The sequence below is a fragment of the Streptomyces sp. NPDC023481 genome (genome assembly GCF_055560195.1).
Window position 1 is genome coordinate 69,715 of sequence record NZ_JBVHJE010000006.1, and the last position, 15,416, is coordinate 85,130.

General features: G+C 71.8%; 18 protein-coding genes and 2 pseudogenes. 12 read left to right on the forward strand and 8 right to left on the reverse strand.

What is annotated here, in order from left to right:
* Positions 1-407: 407 nt before the first annotated feature.
* The gene (locus ACZ3ZD_RS14520; protein WP_467396621.1) at positions 408-779 is read left to right on the forward strand and encodes a hypothetical protein; all 372 of its coding nucleotides are present in this window, start codon (positions 408-410) and stop codon (positions 777-779) included.
* Positions 780-781: 2 nt separating this feature from the next.
* Here ACZ3ZD_RS14520 and ACZ3ZD_RS14525 read toward each other — a convergent pair.
* Positions 782-883: pseudogene (locus ACZ3ZD_RS14525) on the reverse strand (IS5/IS1182 family transposase); the annotation flags it as partial.
* Between the two features lie 1,480 nt (positions 884-2,363).
* Between ACZ3ZD_RS14525 and ACZ3ZD_RS14530 the strand changes: the two are divergent.
* The 8 genes and pseudogenes from ACZ3ZD_RS14530 to ACZ3ZD_RS14565 all read left to right on the forward strand — a co-directional run bounded on the left by ACZ3ZD_RS14530 (position 2,364) and on the right by ACZ3ZD_RS14565 (position 6,559).
* Positions 2,364-2,543, forward strand: a complete 180-nt coding sequence (locus tag ACZ3ZD_RS14530; protein WP_467397185.1) for an excisionase family DNA-binding protein — start codon at positions 2,364-2,366, stop codon at positions 2,541-2,543.
* Between the two features lie 56 nt (positions 2,544-2,599).
* A pseudogene (locus ACZ3ZD_RS14535) lies at positions 2,600-2,897 on the forward strand (hypothetical protein); the annotation flags it as partial.
* A gap of 100 nt (positions 2,898-2,997) precedes the next feature.
* Entirely contained in the window at positions 2,998-3,219 is a 222-nt protein-coding gene (locus tag ACZ3ZD_RS14540) for a hypothetical protein (RefSeq protein ID WP_467396623.1), read from the forward strand.
* Positions 3,220-3,267: 48 nt separating this feature from the next.
* On the forward strand, positions 3,268-3,447 hold the full coding sequence (locus ACZ3ZD_RS14545) for a hypothetical protein (protein WP_467396625.1): 180 nt from the start codon (positions 3,268-3,270) through the stop codon (positions 3,445-3,447).
* A 101-nt stretch (positions 3,448-3,548) separates the two neighbouring features.
* Positions 3,549-3,857, forward strand: coding sequence for a hypothetical protein (locus ACZ3ZD_RS14550; protein WP_467396627.1), 309 nt, complete (start codon positions 3,549-3,551; stop codon positions 3,855-3,857).
* Positions 3,858-4,204: 347 nt separating this feature from the next.
* Entirely contained in the window at positions 4,205-4,663 is a 459-nt protein-coding gene (locus tag ACZ3ZD_RS14555) for a hypothetical protein (protein ID WP_467396629.1), read from the forward strand.
* Positions 4,664-4,969: 306 nt separating this feature from the next.
* Positions 4,970-5,929, forward strand: coding sequence for a D-2-hydroxyacid dehydrogenase family protein (locus ACZ3ZD_RS14560; RefSeq protein ID WP_467396631.1), 960 nt, complete (start codon positions 4,970-4,972; stop codon positions 5,927-5,929).
* A gap of 339 nt (positions 5,930-6,268) precedes the next feature.
* Positions 6,269-6,559 carry a chaplin gene (locus tag ACZ3ZD_RS14565; RefSeq protein ID WP_467396633.1) on the forward strand — a complete coding sequence of 97 codons (291 nt, stop codon included), beginning with the start codon at positions 6,269-6,271 and terminating at the stop codon, positions 6,557-6,559.
* A 102-nt stretch (positions 6,560-6,661) separates the two neighbouring features.
* Here the strand turns inward: ACZ3ZD_RS14565 and ACZ3ZD_RS14570 are convergent, their stop codons facing one another.
* The 7 genes from ACZ3ZD_RS14570 to ACZ3ZD_RS14600 all read right to left on the reverse strand — a co-directional run bounded on the left by ACZ3ZD_RS14570 (position 6,662) and on the right by ACZ3ZD_RS14600 (position 11,420).
* A complete protein-coding gene (locus ACZ3ZD_RS14570) occupies positions 6,662-7,522 on the reverse strand; it encodes a tyrosinase family protein (RefSeq protein ID WP_467396635.1) in 861 nt (286 codons plus the stop codon).
* Entirely contained in the window at positions 7,506-8,021 is a 516-nt protein-coding gene (locus ACZ3ZD_RS14575) for a tyrosinase family oxidase copper chaperone (protein WP_467396637.1), read from the reverse strand. Before ACZ3ZD_RS14575 ends, ACZ3ZD_RS14570 begins: the two co-directional genes overlap by 17 nt.
* 100 nt (positions 8,022-8,121) lie before the next feature.
* Positions 8,122-8,634, reverse strand: a complete 513-nt coding sequence (locus ACZ3ZD_RS14580; RefSeq protein ID WP_467396639.1) for a hypothetical protein — start codon at positions 8,632-8,634, stop codon at positions 8,122-8,124.
* Between the two features lie 187 nt (positions 8,635-8,821).
* Positions 8,822-9,325 (reverse strand): DUF5949 family protein, encoded by a 504-nt coding sequence (locus ACZ3ZD_RS14585; protein ID WP_467396641.1) that lies wholly within the window; start codon positions 9,323-9,325, stop codon positions 8,822-8,824.
* 157 nt (positions 9,326-9,482) lie between these two features.
* Entirely contained in the window at positions 9,483-9,770 is a 288-nt protein-coding gene (locus ACZ3ZD_RS14590) for a hypothetical protein (protein ID WP_467396643.1), read from the reverse strand.
* Between the two features lie 153 nt (positions 9,771-9,923).
* Positions 9,924-10,883 carry a hypothetical protein gene (locus tag ACZ3ZD_RS14595; protein ID WP_467396645.1) on the reverse strand — a complete coding sequence of 320 codons (960 nt, stop codon included), beginning with the start codon at positions 10,881-10,883 and terminating at the stop codon, positions 9,924-9,926.
* 297 nt (positions 10,884-11,180) lie between these two features.
* Positions 11,181-11,420, reverse strand: a complete 240-nt coding sequence (locus tag ACZ3ZD_RS14600; RefSeq protein WP_467396647.1) for a chaplin — start codon at positions 11,418-11,420, stop codon at positions 11,181-11,183.
* 213 nt (positions 11,421-11,633) lie between these two features.
* Here ACZ3ZD_RS14600 and ACZ3ZD_RS14605 point away from each other — a divergent pair, with 213 nt between their 5' ends.
* From ACZ3ZD_RS14605 to ACZ3ZD_RS14615, 3 genes are read left to right on the forward strand one after another with little or no spacing between them, the layout of a single operon-like run.
* Complete coding sequence (locus ACZ3ZD_RS14605) at positions 11,634-12,689, forward strand: DUF3344 domain-containing protein (RefSeq protein ID WP_467396649.1); 1,056 nt, start codon at positions 11,634-11,636, stop codon at positions 12,687-12,689.
* 55 nt (positions 12,690-12,744) lie between these two features.
* Positions 12,745-13,995: a glycosyltransferase family 4 protein gene (locus ACZ3ZD_RS14610; RefSeq protein WP_467396651.1), complete on the forward strand. Its 1,251-nt coding sequence runs from the start codon at positions 12,745-12,747 to the stop codon at positions 13,993-13,995.
* The gene (locus ACZ3ZD_RS14615; protein WP_467396653.1) at positions 13,992-15,413 is read left to right on the forward strand and encodes an exopolysaccharide biosynthesis polyprenyl glycosylphosphotransferase; all 1,422 of its coding nucleotides are present in this window, start codon (positions 13,992-13,994) and stop codon (positions 15,411-15,413) included. Before ACZ3ZD_RS14610 ends, ACZ3ZD_RS14615 begins: the two co-directional genes overlap by 4 nt.
* Positions 15,414-15,416 lie beyond the last annotated feature (3 nt).

A 15,416-nucleotide genomic window follows, 5' to 3' on the forward strand; every position in this document is an offset into this window, starting at 1 on the left:
GTGGGTCTGCGTCGCAGCTGCCAGCGGTAGGCCGTGCCATCGACGACTATGCGCCGTCCTCCCTTGCGCCCCAGTGCCATATCTGCCCCCTTCGGTCCCGGGATGTTAGCGAACCCAGCTCAACGAAGGCCCCACGCGATATTCGGCCCGTCTCCGGGCCGTCAAAGGTCGGCCAACGCCGACCGACAACGACAGAAGCCCACAGCATCTGGGCTGGTCAGATCCGTGGACTTCCCGGCTTCCGACGCCTGCGGATCCGGTGGGAACGGAGAGCCCATCTCCACGAAGCGTTCCTGAAGCTCGCCTGCTGCCTCATCCCCCATCGACAGCTCAGGGTACTGAGCCTTTTCCAACTTCAGGCGATAGCCGATCGGCGCTGTGCCACGGACGTCTGGTAGACCCTGGCTATGACGTTCTTGGCGGTGGTCGAGGGTGATGTGGGCGGATGGCGCATTGATCGAGATGCGCTGACAGACGCGATCCGTGCCCGGTGGTCTGAGGTTGAGATCGACTCGATGCACCGCAGTGAAGTACGCAGTTTCAGATGGCAGTTTGAGACGGAGAACGGCCCAGGTGAGGCGTATCTGCACCAGGACGCCACATGCCTGTACATGGACGTCTGGGAGGAAGACGCGATCTGGTTGGCGATCGTCTTCCGCGAGCTGGCGCCCATGGACCTTGACCTGGTGTTCTGCGATGAGGGTTACACCTTCGACGTTCGTCTGCGAGCGGGCACGACCGAGGCCGAATTGACGGACCTGGTGAATGCTGCGGGTTGATCTCAGCCCGAGGCGGCGAGCTCGAGGACCAGAACGGCTTGGACGAGGCTTGTGATCCGGGTCGTCGAGCAGCGAAGCTTGCGGAGGAGTCGCCAGGACTTGAGGTGGCAATGACCCACTGTGCCGACGTTGGTGCAAGGCCGCTGGTCGCCCTCTGGATGGGGGGCTTATGCCATGATCCGGACTCATGAGTGACCGTTCAGTTTCACCCGCTTGGCTGGCTTCGTGGACAGCCAGGGTCTCCGTGACGCTCACGGCAAGACGGGTGAGTTCGAGCGTCGACACGGCTTTCCCCCCGGCACCAACGAGGTCCGGCCGGCAACCGCGACGATCAAGCCGCGGCTCGCACGCTTGGCCAAGCGGCTCTCATACCGGCTGATCTGGTCACCTTCTACGACTCCGGGAGTACGGCGCTGTCGAAGTCGACGCGAACCAGAAGGGCCCTGGTCTGGTCATCGGCTCGAATGGCGGCGGCCTGTCCTACGTCGCGAGCCCTGATGGGTCGGTTCATCGGACACGGACTGCGTCGCTGAACGAACCGGAACTCGACAAGGTAGCCGATGACCTGGGGCAGTTTCTGGAACTGCTGGAGCAATCCCTGACGCGGTTCGTCGCCGACGGGGAGCCAGGATCTCTCTGGGTCAGCCCGCGGAGCCCATTCTGTTAGCTGTTGTTGAAGCGGCGCTCGCAAGCAGCGCATCGGCGACCCGGCACAGTGGCGGCACGGAACGCGCCAACCAGCGCCCCACAGCGGGCCCGCACCCTCTGACGTTCTCTGGCGCATAGGGAGCGCCTGCCGCCATGCTGGCCTGGTTGTCACACCGTGTCCGTCAGGGGAGGTCAGCGTGGTGTGGTGGACAGCGTGCTTATGGGGGCTCGTGGGTTCCGCTGCGGTTGAGGCTCTCGATCTTTACCGCGCCATCCAGCGAGTGAAGGGCTTCCCATGGAGGCTGCCGGACGAGATACCACTAGCGCCGTACTTGGTTGCCGTGCTCATACGCAATGCCCTTGGAGCCGGCCTGGCTGCGGCCTTTGGGACGTCGGGTCAGATCGCGGGCCCGCTGGGGGCGATCGCCGTTGGTGTCGCCGCCCCCAAGATAGTTGAACAACTGATGCGGCAGGGACTATCCCACCCCGCTGTGGAACCGGCACCAGTAGCGGCAGCGGCATCACCCGCGGGGCAGCCTGCCGCCGCGGCGCCGGTCGCACAGCCTCAGCCCTCAATCGAAGGAGAGGCCGGTGCAGCTTAAGTCGTTCGCCCGTCAGGTCCGCATTGCGCTGGCCCGTGAGACAGACGCCTTCCGTCCTGCCACACATGGGGTCCGCTCACGTGACTTCGCCGGCCAGGTCGCCGCTGCGCTCACCCGCGCCCCCATCGTCGTCATTCCACCACGAGACCAAGCCACCGATGGTCTCGGCGCTACCCCTCCCCCGCCACAGGAAGAAGGCGAGCAGTCGACGGAGCCGTCCGGGTCGGAGCGCCCAACGATTGGACCTTCCGTCCCGGCATCTCAAAAGACGCGGCTTCGTCACACAGAGCTTCGCCGCCCACAGCCTCCAGCCCGCAGGCGAAGCCGAAACTTCCTGACCGTCGCGGAGGTTGCTAGTAGATTGGCTGTGTCCAAGATTGCTGTGTATCGGATGATTCACTCCAATGATCTGGATGCCATCCGAATAGGTCGGACCTTCCGCGTGCCCGTAGCTGCCGTCGAGCAGATGGAAGAGAGTCTCAGAGTCACTCAGACGCTGCGTGATACGCCCTGAATCGCCGACCACCTCAGCATGGGAAGCCCCACGGCGGACAGCCGGGCGACGATGGCCAGGGAGGGCCGCACGCCGGGGCGGGTGTCGTCAACCGCATGGCCGCGATCGGTGTCACCGTCAGCCAGGCGGACGTACTGCAGCGACGAGGGACAGCCCGTGGAGACGGCGGACATCGCGGTGCCTGCCGCTCACTGCGAGATCGTTTACACAGGTCAACGAGGGTGTGACCCAAGACCCACCAGGCGCGCCCTCCAAGCGCTTGGCCGCAGGTTCGAGTCCTGCCGGGGCGCCCACGCTCCGCCCTCCCCCGCCGGTAGGGCGTTTTTGCTGATCGGGGCAGTTTTTTCCGCTTAACGTGCCGAAACCGCAGGTCAGTGGCCTGAAGCGGCTGTTCGCGGCCGGATCTGTGCCCATGACCACAGCGAAGGGGGCGTAAGTAGGCTCATACTGAGCCATGACCAAGCCTGCTGCGCCGAAGCGTCATCTGCCTACCAGCCCCTTCAAGGCCCCGGTTCCCCCGGCCCCCAAGCACTTCGCCATGGGCGATCAGGTGACCCACGACATGTACGGCCTCGGCCGGGTGATCGGCATCGAGGACGGCGTCGCGGCGCTCGTGGATTTCGGTTCGGCCCAGGTGCGGGTCCTGAGCCCGTACGCCAAGATGACCAAGTTGTAGAACCGCCGTGCCCGGGCACGGTACCCCCAGGCCCCCGAGGGGCCTGCCATGAAAGAGAGCCCTCCCATCGAACTGACATCGCTGTTCTCCGCCCCGGAAGGGCAACCGCGCCGCGCCGCCGCGGCGTCGCCCGCTCCGACGACCAACCCCTTCCAGGCCCCCGACTTCGGGGAAGAGGAGATCTGGCCGCTCACCGAGGACGCCCAGGTGGCCTGCCTCCCCGAATGACGGCGGCGCCGGGTGCGCCGCGGACGGGGCTGGTTACTGGCGAGTTGGTCTGCTCTGTAAGATCAACTTCGACCAACTCGAGCCCTGTCTGGGGGAACAACATGAACAAGCGCCTTTCCGCGCTGGCCGTCTCCGCGGTCGTCGCCGGCGGCTTCCTCGTCACGTCCGTGCCCGCTCACGCCGCCACGTCGGCCGGCCGGACCTCGGTGGTGGCCAAGGCCACCATCACGTGCAATGACAGGCAGATGCGCCAGGAGATCGCCCGCCTCAAGACCAAGGCGGCGAAGCTGAAGCAGCTGGGCGAGAACGCGGCGGCCAGGAAGGCGCTGAACGACGCCGCGGCCCTTCAGCGCAGGCTGAACGCGTGCATCAAGGCAGAGGACGAGCAGAGCAAGCCGTTCCCCGGCTGAGCCACCGCCTCCCTCACGCGGCGCCGCCCACCCGTTCCACGGGGGGTGGCGCCGCACGCTTTTCCGGCCGCGTACACCGCCCCACGCGCCGCACGCCGCGACACCGGGGCCGGAACCCAGGCATACGCCACCCCACGCGCCCCACACCGCGACACCAGACCCGAAACCCGTGCACACACCGCCCCGCGTACCGCACTACCCAGTCCGGAACGTTTCCGCAGGTCAGCACGGGCGCTCTACGATCCCTCACTTCGGTGAAGCGGGCGGGTGCGCCGCAACGGAAGTGGGCGGGGCGCGGTTGCCCTGGTGTCCATCGGCCGACCACCAGGAGGGGAACGACCTTGGCCATGCCGAACCTCAGGCGCCTCGTTGCAGGCCTTGCCGCGACCGCGGCCTTCACTCTCACCACACCGACGACCGCACACGCCACCGCCGTCGGCTCGACACCGGTGCGTACGTTCGAGTACAGCGTGGGCGGGATGACGGTGAAGGTGCCGACCGGCTGCATGTTCACCCACATCGTCCGCGGCAGCGGCAGGAAGATCACCTATCAGAACGCCGGTGTCGACTGTGCCTTCGTCGCGGCGCTCGGCAGCGGCTTCTGCAACTGGCGTATCGACTTCACCTACGCCGACACCGACAACCGGACCTACCGCACGTCACGGGGCAGGACGCACAGCGAGTGCAAGATCGACCCCATGCGGAACAACTCTCCGCAGACACTGCCTCGTTACGGCAAGACGTGCGCTCACCTCTACGTCAACGGGGTGCGCCGCGTGAGCCAGTGCCACCACATCACCAAGTGAGGTTGTCCATGACCGGTCAGCAGGAATCGGGGGACCGCACCCACCGATGGGCAGCGCGGCCGTGGGTAGGGGCTGTCGGGTTCGTCGGGGGGCTTCTGGGCACTTTGGCGTTCTTCGCCTTCTTTCCCGGGCTTCCCCATGTCATCGACTGGGGAGCGGTCCTCGTCGCCCTCGGGGTGGGTGCTCTCGTGCGGTGGGGATGGTCGGCCTGGACAAGGCGGCAGCCGCGCTGAAGGCCGCCCTCGTGACCCTCGGCCCACAAGCGGGATCGGGAGGTCGGTACAGTCGCCCCGGAGGGGAGACGACGTGCGACTTCGCTGTGCTGTGCTGGACGACTTCCAGGGTGTGGCAACCGAGTTGGCCGACTGGTCGGCGGTCGAGGAGCGGGTGGAGGTCGTCGCGCTGCGCGAGCACCTCGACGGGGAGGACGCGCTCGCGGAGGCGCTCGCCGGCTACGACATCATCGTCACCCTGCGCGAACGCGTCCCCTTCCCCGGCTCCTTGATCGCCCGGCTCCCCCGGCTGAAGCTGCTGATCGCCTCCGGGATGCGCAACAGCGTCATCGACTACGCCGCCGCCGAGGCGCACGGGGTCACCGTGTGCGGTACGGCGAGTTCCAGCACCCCGCCGGTCGAGCTGACCTGGGCCCTGTTGCTCGGTCTCGCCCGCGGGGTCGTCCAGGAGAGCAACGCCCTGCGCGCGGGCGGCCCCTGGCAGTCGACCGTCGGAGCCGATCTGCACGGGCGCCGGCTGGGCCTGCTCGGACTGGGGAAGATCGGCGGCCGGGTCGCCCGGGTCGGGCTCGCCTTCGGTATGCGCGTCAGCGCGTGGAGCCGGCATCTCACCAAGGAGCGCACCGAGGAGGTGGGTGTCGAACTCGCCGCTTCCAAGGAGGAGTTGCTGCGGGAGAGCGACTTCGTGTCCGTCCATCTCGCCCTCGGCGACCGCACCCGCGGCCTCCTCGGTGCCGCCGAACTCGCCCTGATGAAGCCGAGCGCCTATCTGGTCAACACCTCGCGCGCCGCGATCGTCGACCAGGACGCGCTGCTGGCCGCGCTGCACGAGGGGCGGATCGCCGGTGCGGGCGTCGACGTCTTCGACACCGAGCCGCTGCCCGCCGACCATCCGATGCGCACCGCGCCCCGCCTCCTCGCCACACCCCACCTCGGCTACGTCTCCCACGCCAACTACACGACGTACTACGGCCAGGCCGTCGAGGACATCCAGGCCTATCTGGCAGGGGCACCCGTACGACGGCTGCCCTGACGGCGGCTGCCCTCACGGCGGCGGCAAGGCCCGACAGCCCGGCACACCCCCGCCCGGCAACCGCACCGCACCCCACCGCACCGCACACGTCCGCAGGACCCCCTCGCCGGAACACACCGACCCCCGCCGCCCGGCCACTGCCCGCCGCCCCGCCACTCCCTGCCGCCCCGCCGCTCCACACCGCCCCGCCGCTCCTTGGCACCGACGGCCGCTGTCTGCCCGTTAAACGAGTGATTCCGAGCTGATCACCGTGACCAGCCTCGGGTGCCGCCGTTGAACGGGGAGTGCGGCGGCTGGATTGCCGTCGTGCTTTTTTCCGAGCTACAGAAGGAGATCGTGATGTCTCGCATCGCGAAGGCAGCCGGTGTCGCTCTCGGCACCGGTGCCGTGGTGTTCAGCGGGGCCGGACTGGCCCTGGCCGACGCGGGCGCCGAGGCTGCCGCCGTCGGTTCGCCCGGCGTGCTGTCCGGCAACGTGATCCAGGTCCCGGTGCACATCCCCGTCAACGTCTGCGGGAACACCGTGAACGTCATCGCCGCGCTGAACCCGGCGTTCGGCAACGCCTGCGTCAACGAAAGCGGCCACTCCGGCAAGGTGGGCACCCCCGGCCCCGGCGGCTACGGCAACTGAGCAGACCGGCACTTCCAGGCAAGAGCCCCGGCGCTGCGAAGGCCGGGGCTCTTGTCGTGTCCGTGGCCGGTACGCGGGCCCGTGCGCACGCGTACCGGCCGTTCACGCGTACCGGTAGATCCGGCTCATGTCCTCCAACTGGTCCGGTGTCTCGTCCCACGGCGGCAGCTTCTCGTGCCGGGCGACGACCCGCCGGTGCTGTGCGCCGCCGGGCGGCTCGGCCGGGAGGTAGCGGTGGCTGCGGTGGGCCCGCTGCCAGCGGTACCACTGCAGGTCGAGGAAGGCGTGGTGCAGCCAGAACACCGGGTCGTTGACGGACGCGCCGCCGAGCATCGCACCGCCGACCCAGCGGTGCACCCGGTTGTGGTTCTTCCAGGAGCCGCTGCCGGTGCCGGCCCCCCAGCCCTCCAGCTTGTTGCGGAAGCCCTTGCGGACGGTCGAGTCCCAGGGCCAGGCGTCGTAGACGGGGTCGTTCAGGGCCGACTGCAGCTCGCCGCGGGTGGGCAGGCGGAGGGGGGCGGCCCGGCGGCCGAGGTCCCGGGTGAGGTAACGGCCGTCGGTGACGCCCTCCTTGATCGTCCAGTGACCCGCCGCGTAGGCGAACGGCCCGGTCGTCACCTGCCGGTCGGAGCGCCGCCCGTTCCCGCCGAGCAGGTCCTTCGTCCACGGCACGGAGGTCGTCGTACGGTCCCGGGTCCAGTCCCAGTACGGCACCGTCACCGAGGAGTCCATCCGGCGCAGCGCCCGTTCCAGTTCCAGCAGGAACCTGCGGTGCCAGGGCAGGAAGGACGGCGCCATGTGGGCCGTGCGCAGTCCGTCCTCGCCGTCGGCGGTGTAGAAGGCGATGTGCATGCGCACGAACTCGTCGTACTCGCCGCGCCGTTTGAGGGCGAGCAGCGCGTTGACGAACCGCCGGCGCTCGCTCGCGGTGAGGGTGCTGACGTCCTTACGCACGTACGCCATGCGGTCCCCCCATGTGCCCGGGCCCTTCCGGGTGCCCGCCGGTGAGCCGGCCCGGCGCGAGGTCGCGCAGCTGCCGGCCGGGCCCGATCTCGTCCACGGCCGCCCGGGTCGCCTCCAGCGGTGTCCGGTACGACGTGTAGTGGTCGACCATGCTCAGCCAGCTCCCGTCGGCCCGGCGCATCAGGTGCAGCGGGTGGCCGTCGACGGTGATCCGCCACTCGCCGTGGGCCTCCTGGCCCCCTTCGGCGGGCACCAGGACACCGCGGATGTGGCGGCCCCGGTAGGTCTCCCCGAAGGAGCCCCGGCGGCCGGCTGGTTCATCGACGCCGGGGCCTCCGGCCGGGGGCGCGGGCCGGGAGGCGACGGCGAGCGGCGCCAGCGCCACCGCGGTGGCGGAGGCCAGCAGCCCCCGCGCCATCTCCCTCCGGGACGGTCTGGTGCTCCGCGCCCCGGCTCCCGGCTCCGCACCGACCCCTACTCCGTCCACGCCGACGACCATGTTCGCTCCTCCTGCGGTTGCGATGTCCGTACCGGCTAACCGGTCGAGGGGGCGCGGGGTCACCGGCAAGGGTCCGAACGGCGGGCAGGGTCGTGCCCGGCTACCGTCCCGGGCCCGTCCCCACGTTGCCGTCCACGACGGTCCGCAGCGCCGGGGGGAGGACGGCGGCGTGCGGGGCCTTGGCGGCCGGCAGGCCGTGGCCGGCTGCCCGGGGTGCGGACAGGGGGAGGTCCAGGGACAGACCGGGGGTGAGGGCCCGCAGGTCGCCGGTGGGCGAGTCCACGTCGAGGTGGTCGGAGCCGTCGTCCAGGAGGTGCGGCAGCGGGGCCCTGGCGTCCGCGCCGGGCAGCCCCCCGCTCACCGGCAGCCGGGGCACGGTCCGGTCGGGGAGGAGCCGGCCCGTGACGTACCGGGGCCCTTCGGGGGCGCCGGTCCTCAGCAACGGCAGTTCGGCACCGAGCCTGGGCGCGTCCACGCCGAGCGGCTGGGAGACGCCGGCCAGGGGCACCGGGACGGGGACCGTGCCGGACGCGGCTGCGGGGACTGCGGCACCCACGGTGGCCGCGACGCCCGTGACGACGACGGCAAGGGTTCCTCGGGTGGTCGGCTTCATGTCAGGTACGGTCCTTTTCAGGAGGCGGGGTTCGGGGGTCCGTACCGCGTAACGAGCGGAAAACGCCTTCATTTCGCAATTCCCCCGGATGCCGTAATAGTCGGCCCGGAGGAAACGAGCGGGCCGGGGCGCCGGTGCGGGCGGGCGGCAGGACGGGCCCCCTGCCGCCGCCCCTGCGACCGGCGCGTCAGGCGCGCAGTCTGCGGGCGGGCAGGTAGACGTGCGCTGCGGCGTTCGTCGTCTCCGGGGCCCCCGCGAACGCGCCGAGTTCCGCGCCCGCGACCGGCTGGCGGGGGCCGGTCGTGGGGCAGACGCGCGTGGTGAACATGAAGTAGGCGTAGCCGAGTTTCTCGACCGCCGCCAGCCACTCCGCCGGCGGCGTGACCTGCGTGGTGACGTTCGGCATCTGCAGGACGATCTGGCCGGCGACGACCAGCATGCCGACCTTCAGGCTCGGCCCGTTGATCCCGTCGACGGGAGGACCGCCCACCGGGAGCCGCATCTCGTCCAGGAGCCGCGCCGCGGCCGCGGACGCGCCCTCCGGTCCGCCCGGCCCGTCCCCCAGGGAGCAGGCGAGCAGGCAGGGGGTGCTGCCCTCGCCCTGTTCGTTCCTGGCCATCCAGGCGAGCAGGGCGAGCGTGCCGAGGTCGGCGCCGCGGAAGGGGCGGGTTTCGCTGGATAGTGAGGTCACCGCGCGACCATATCGACGGGCCGTGGTGCGGCCCGGCGGCTTCTCACCCGTACGGAGCAGCGCTGGGGGCCGCTCCACACGATCGGGGGATTCCGTCCGTTCACACGCCGAGGGCCGGTTCCGCGTGGCTGCGGGACCGGCCCGGGGGCGGAGGGCGTCAGCGCTTCAGGGGCAGACCACCGAGCAGCGGCCGGTGGTTGAGGGCCGTGGTGGCGTCCTTGACGTTCCCCAGCACGGAGCCCTTGTTCTCGGTGTCGAGCGCGTCCGACTGGTGCTGGAGCGGCATCAGGTCCTTCACCGTGGGCGGCTCGTCCACGAGGTGGGTGAGCGCGCCGTTGACGCTCATCGGCGGCAGGTGGTGGGAGTCGTAGGCGAACGCGGGTGCGGCGGCGCCGGCAAGGGCCACGGAACCGGCGACTACGGCGGCGGCCTTGAGGGACTTCATCGTGTTCCTTTCGTCGGCGACTCATGTCACCCAGGGACTTCTGACGCCGTGCCTAACGATGTCCGGCCGGGCCGGAAACTCCGCATCGAGAAGACATATGAAATTGCCGTGCGGCCACCGGAAACCACGCGTTTCCGCCGGTCGTCGGCCGGGTCACGCCGCGGGGAGGGTGGGCAGCGGGGGCAGCGAGGGCAGGGACGCGATGCTGGGAGCGGGCATGTCCGTGCCGAGGAGGGTCACCCCCAGCAGGTCGACCAGGCCCGATACGACGTCGCCGACCGACGTCAGGATCTGGTCGAGCTGCCCGGTGACCGCCTTCACCAGGTTGTCCACCGCGGTCTGCAGGGCGGAGAGCGCGTCGTCGGCGAGGTCACGGGACGAGGGCGGGTTGACGACGCCCGCGTGCCGGATGGCCGCCCGCGGGCCGAGGGCCGCCGGGAGGGTGGAGACCGCGGGAGGGGTGGAGGCGGACGGGGACGCGGGGGCCGACGGGGAGGCGGCCGTGGTCGGGTTCGCGGGACTGGCGGGGGCCGACGGGGAGGCCGGGGTGGTCGGCTTGGCCGAAGCGGTCGGGTTCGCGGGCTTCGCCGGCGCGGTGGGCGTGTGGGGTGCGCTGGGCCTGGCGGAGGCGGTCGGGGACGCGGAAGCCGCGGGCTTCGACGGAGTGGCCGCCGCGGGCGGCACGGACGCCGCCGGCCCGGTGGGCGCCGTCGACGACTGGGGTGGAGTCGTCGGACGCGCGGGGGCGGTCGTCTGGGCCGGGGCCGTCGGCTGCGCCGTGGCAGCGATGGGCTCCGGGTCGGCGGCGGCCTTGCGGATCGCCTGCTTCGCCGCCTCCCCCAGCCGTTTGGCCTCGTCGGCGGGGAGCCGGCCCTGCTCCAGCGACCGGTTGAGCAGGTCGACGACCGGATCGAGGACGGAACCGGCGCTGCCGAGGGCCCTGACCTGAGCGAGCAGTTTCTCCTTCTCCGCTTCCCGGCCAGGCGCCGGGGAGGCGGTACGGTCGTGCTCCCGGGCCGTGTCGGCGGCGACGGCGGCCGGACCGGTGATGCCGACGAGCACGGACGCGCACAGGACGGTGGACGCGAGGCGCCGGGCGGGCAGATCACGCATGGGCGTTCCTTTCGGTGAGCGGTGGGACCTGGGTCCTCTCTCTCGGATCCGGCCGGAGTCGGTCGGCCGAAAGGCACCGCCGCCCCGAGCCGACCTGATCCGAAAGAGAGGGCCTGAGCCCACCGTCGGCTCACCGGTTGCCCGTCGCAACCGCTCGCGTACGGCGCGTGATCCGTTCGGCGGAACGCAGAACCGGCCGCCCGCCCCGCGCATCATCGCGGGTCGGGCGGCCGGCCGAAGGGTGGCGTCCCGACGTCAGTCGTTGCCTCGACGTCCGTCGTCGACGTTGCCCCGACGTCAGTCGTTGACGCAGACGTTGCCGAATGCGGGGTTGAGCAGGGCGATGACGTCCACGGTGTTCCCGCACACGTTGATCGGAACGTGGATCGGGACCTGGATGACGTTGCCCGACAGCACGCCCGGCGAGTTGGCGGCGACGGCGTCGGCACCGGCGTCGGCGGAGGCCATACCGGCACCGCCGGCGACGGCCGCGACGGCGGCGGAGGTCAGAACCAGGCCCTTCGCGATACGCGACATGGAGAGGTGCTCCTTGGGATCGACACAAACATCCGAGCGGATGCCCGGCGCAGTGTCAACGCGCGGCGCTGCCGGGGGTTCTGCCGCCAAAGGGGTGACATACGGACGGGCCACTTCACCTTTCCACCACATTTATCGCCTTTGTCCGTATTAGTAGGCATGTAAGCAAGCGTTGCGGACATCTCCCGTACGTGCGAAAGGGCACCGCCGGTCATGCGCAAGTTCCTCGGTCCGCTGCTGCGTACAACGGCGGGCGCCCTCGCCTCCACCGCCCTCGCCGTCCTCCCCGCCCCGGGGGCCGCGGCACACGCGGCCCTCACCGAGCGCCACCACGCCCTGCAGCACGGCGGCTTCGTCCGCGCGGCGAACACCTGGCTGGGCTGCGGCGCGCCGGAGACGTCCGCGTGCCAGGCGCTGCGGGCCGGACGGACCGCGGTGAACGGCGACTTCGGCACGCGCTACATCGATGTCGACGACGACCCCCGCACCTACGACTCCTCGCGGGCCGAGGTCCGCGTCCCCGAGGGCGGGCGGGTGACGTACGCCCGGCTGTACTGGGGCGGCGCATCGCCCGCAGGCGGCCGGGAGCCGGCGCGCGACGGCGGGCGGGTGCTGATCGCCGGGCCGGGCGGCGCGTACCAGGAGGTTCGGGCCGACACGCTGGAGAGCCGCCGGTCCGACGAGACGGACGCCTTCCAGGCCTCGGCCGACGTCACCCGACTGGTACGGGAGAGTGGTTCGGGGCTGTACACCGTCGCGCGGGCCGGCAGCGCCACGGGGAGCCCGGCGGCCGGGGCGTGCGGCGGCTGGACCCTGGTGGTGGCGTATGAGAACCCCGCGGAACCGCTGCGCGAGCTGGCCCTCTGGGACGGCTTCGCGGCACTGGACTCCCCCGTCGACGTCCGGCTCGCCGGGATGCGCGTACCGGCGGGGGCGAGCGGACGCGTCGGCCTGGTGGCGTACGGCGGTGAGCGGGGCAGCGCGGGCGAGACGCTCACGCTCTCCCTCGGCCCCCGGCGTACGCCCGTCGCACTGCGCGACGCTGTCAATCCTCCGGACGACGTACTCAACTCCACGATCAGCGAACCGGGTGACGTGCCCGCACGGCGGGTTCCGGCCTACGCCAACACGCTCGGCTACGACTCCGACGTGTTCGATCTCGGCCGGGCTCTGCGGCGCGGCGGTGACCAGCCGGGCTTCCGGCTCGTTTCCCACGCGGACGCGGCATGGGCCGGCGGGCTCTTCGCCGCCGTGGATGCCCGGGAGTAGGAGGCGCGTTCACGACCGCAGTCCCGAGCGCTCCCCTGAGCGAGGTATTCCGCGCATGCACCAGTCAGCCCCCGACGTCCGGCCCCGGGTCCTGCACCTCGCGCAACCCGTCGACGGCGGCGTCGCCCGGGTCGTGCTCGACCTGGCACGGGCTCAGCTCGCGGCGGGCCTGAGGGTCACGGCGGCCTGTCCCGGCGGCGCACTCGCCGCCGGCCTGCGGGAACTCGGCGCCGACGTCCGGCACTGGCGTGCCGACCGGTCCCCGGGACCCGGTCTGCCGGGCGAGGTGCGGCGGCTCGCACGCCTGGTCGACGAGGTACGGCCCGAACTGGTGCACGCGCACAGCGCCAAGGCGGGACTGGCCGCGCGGCTCGCCGTCCGCGGACGCCTGCCGACCGTGTTCCAGCCGCACGCCTGGTCCTTCGAGGCCGTCGGCGGCGTCACCGCGGCGCTCGCCCTGCACTGGGAACGCCGGGCGGCGCGCTGGGCCCACCGGGTGGTGTGCGTCAGCGAGGCGGAGCGTGCGACCGGCCTGCGCGCCGGGGTGCGCGCGACGTACTCGGTCATCCCCAACGGCATCGACACGACCCGCTTCTCACCGGCCGCGCCCGGCCGCACCTCGGGCCCCTCCTCCCCGCCGGGAGCCGCCGACGACGAATCCCCGCCGGGACCGGCCCCGGCCGACGGCGCGCACCGCCCCCTCGTCGTGTGCGTGGGCCGCCTCTGCCGCCAGAAGGGCCAGGACGTACTGCTGCGGGCGTGGGAGGAGGTCCTCGGCGTGCTGCCAGGGGCGCGGCTCGTGCTCGTCGGCGACGGACCCGACCACGCAGCCTTACGGCGACAGGCGCCCCCCTCCGTGCACTTCACCGGCGCGGTCCCCGACCCGGTGCCCTGGTACCGGGCCGCCTCCCTGGTGGTGCTGCCCTCGCGCTGGGAGGGCATGGCCCTCGCCCCGCTGGAGGCACTGGGCTGCGGGACCCCCGTCGTGCTCACCGACGTCGACGGCGCCCGGGAGAGCCTGCCGGCCGCGCTCGCCGCGCACTGCCTGGTACCGCCGGAGGACCCTGCGGCGCTGGCCACGGCGGTCACCCGGCTGCTGGCCGATCCGCCGCTGCGCGCGGCACTCGGCGAGCAGGGCCGTCGGCACGTGCTGTCCACGCACGACGTGAACCTCACCGCCGAACGCTTCGCGGCCCTGTACCGCACCCTCCTCGGCGCCGCCCGCACCGGCCGCGGCGCCCGGGCGGCGGCCGGCGGAGCAGCCCAGCTCGTACCCTCCGAGTGCAGGGAGTCCATCCACCCGTGACCGCGGAAAGCACCGTCCCCTCCCCCGGCGCGCAGCCATGGGACCACGGATTCGCGCCCGTCTCCGTCCTGCCGGCCCGCTCGGAGGGCGGCTTCCGGTCCCCGCTGCGGCGTCCGCCCCTGCGGCCCGCCTCGCCGCTTCCGCTGCTCGCCGCCGACCTGTTCGCCGCGGCGGTGGGCGGGGGCGCGCTCGACGAGGTCGCCCGCCGGCCGCTGCCCGCCGCCGTGCTGGTGTCCGGCACGCTGCTGCTGCGCCCGCACTCCGCACGGCCGGTGTCCGGCGTACTCGACGAACTGCCCGCGCTCTGCGGACGGATCGCGGTGGTCTGGCTGGGTCTGGCCGCGCTGCTCGCAGCCTACGACCCGGGGCACGTCCTCACCGCTTCCGCCCTGCTGCTGGGCTGCGCGCTGCACGCGGCGGCGGCCGGGGCGGGGCGGGGCGCGGTGCACTGGCGGCGCCGGGTGGCCCTGCGCCGCCGGCCGCGTCCCGCCCTGGTGATCGGGCCGGCGGCGACCGCCCGGCGGGTGGCGGCCGCGCTGCTGCGGCAGCCGGGGTGTGGAGTGCGCCCGGTGGGCGTGGTCGCGGAACGCCCGGACGACGCAGGCGGGCTGCCGGTGCTGACCACCGGCGAGGAGGTGGAGCGGGCGCTGATCCAGAACGGGGTGCGGGTCGCCCTGACCGTCCACCCGGCCGTGCGTACCGAGAAGGGGCCGCTGCTGCGGGCCCTGGCCGACTCCGGGTGCGCGCTGTGGGAGGTGGACCCGGAGAGCCCGGCGTACGAGAGGCGCGACCAGCTCGCCGGGTTCGCCGTGCGCCGCCTGGACCTGGGCGCGGGACGGCGGACGAGCGTGGGCAAGCGGCTGCTGGACATCGCGGTGTCCGGCACGCTGCTGTTGCTGGTCAGCCCGGTGCTGCTGGGGTGCGCGGTGGTCCTGCGGCTCACCGACGGACCGGGGGTGGTGTTCCGGCAGGAGCGCATCGGCAAGGACGGCCGGCCCTTCACCCTGCTGAAGTTCCGTACCCACCGTCCGACCGACGAGCACGAGGCCGCCACCCGGTGGAGCGTGGCCGGTGAGCGGAAGATGAGCCCCTTCTGCCGGTTCCTGCGGCAGACCTCGCTGGACGAGCTGCTCCAGTTGTGGAACGTCGTGCGGGGTGACATGAGCCTGGTCGGCCCGCGCCCCGAACGGCCCTACTTCGTCGCCCAGTTCAGCGAGACCTACCCGGGCTACGCGGCCCGCCACCGGGTGCAGACCGGGATCACCGGGCTCGCCCAGATCAACGGGCTGCGCGGCGACACCTCGATCGAGGACCGGGCCCGCTTCGACAACGCCTACATCGACAACTGGTCGCTGTGGCAGGACGTCTGCATCCTGCTGCGCACCGCCGCCGCGCTCGTACGATCCACAGGGAGCTGACGG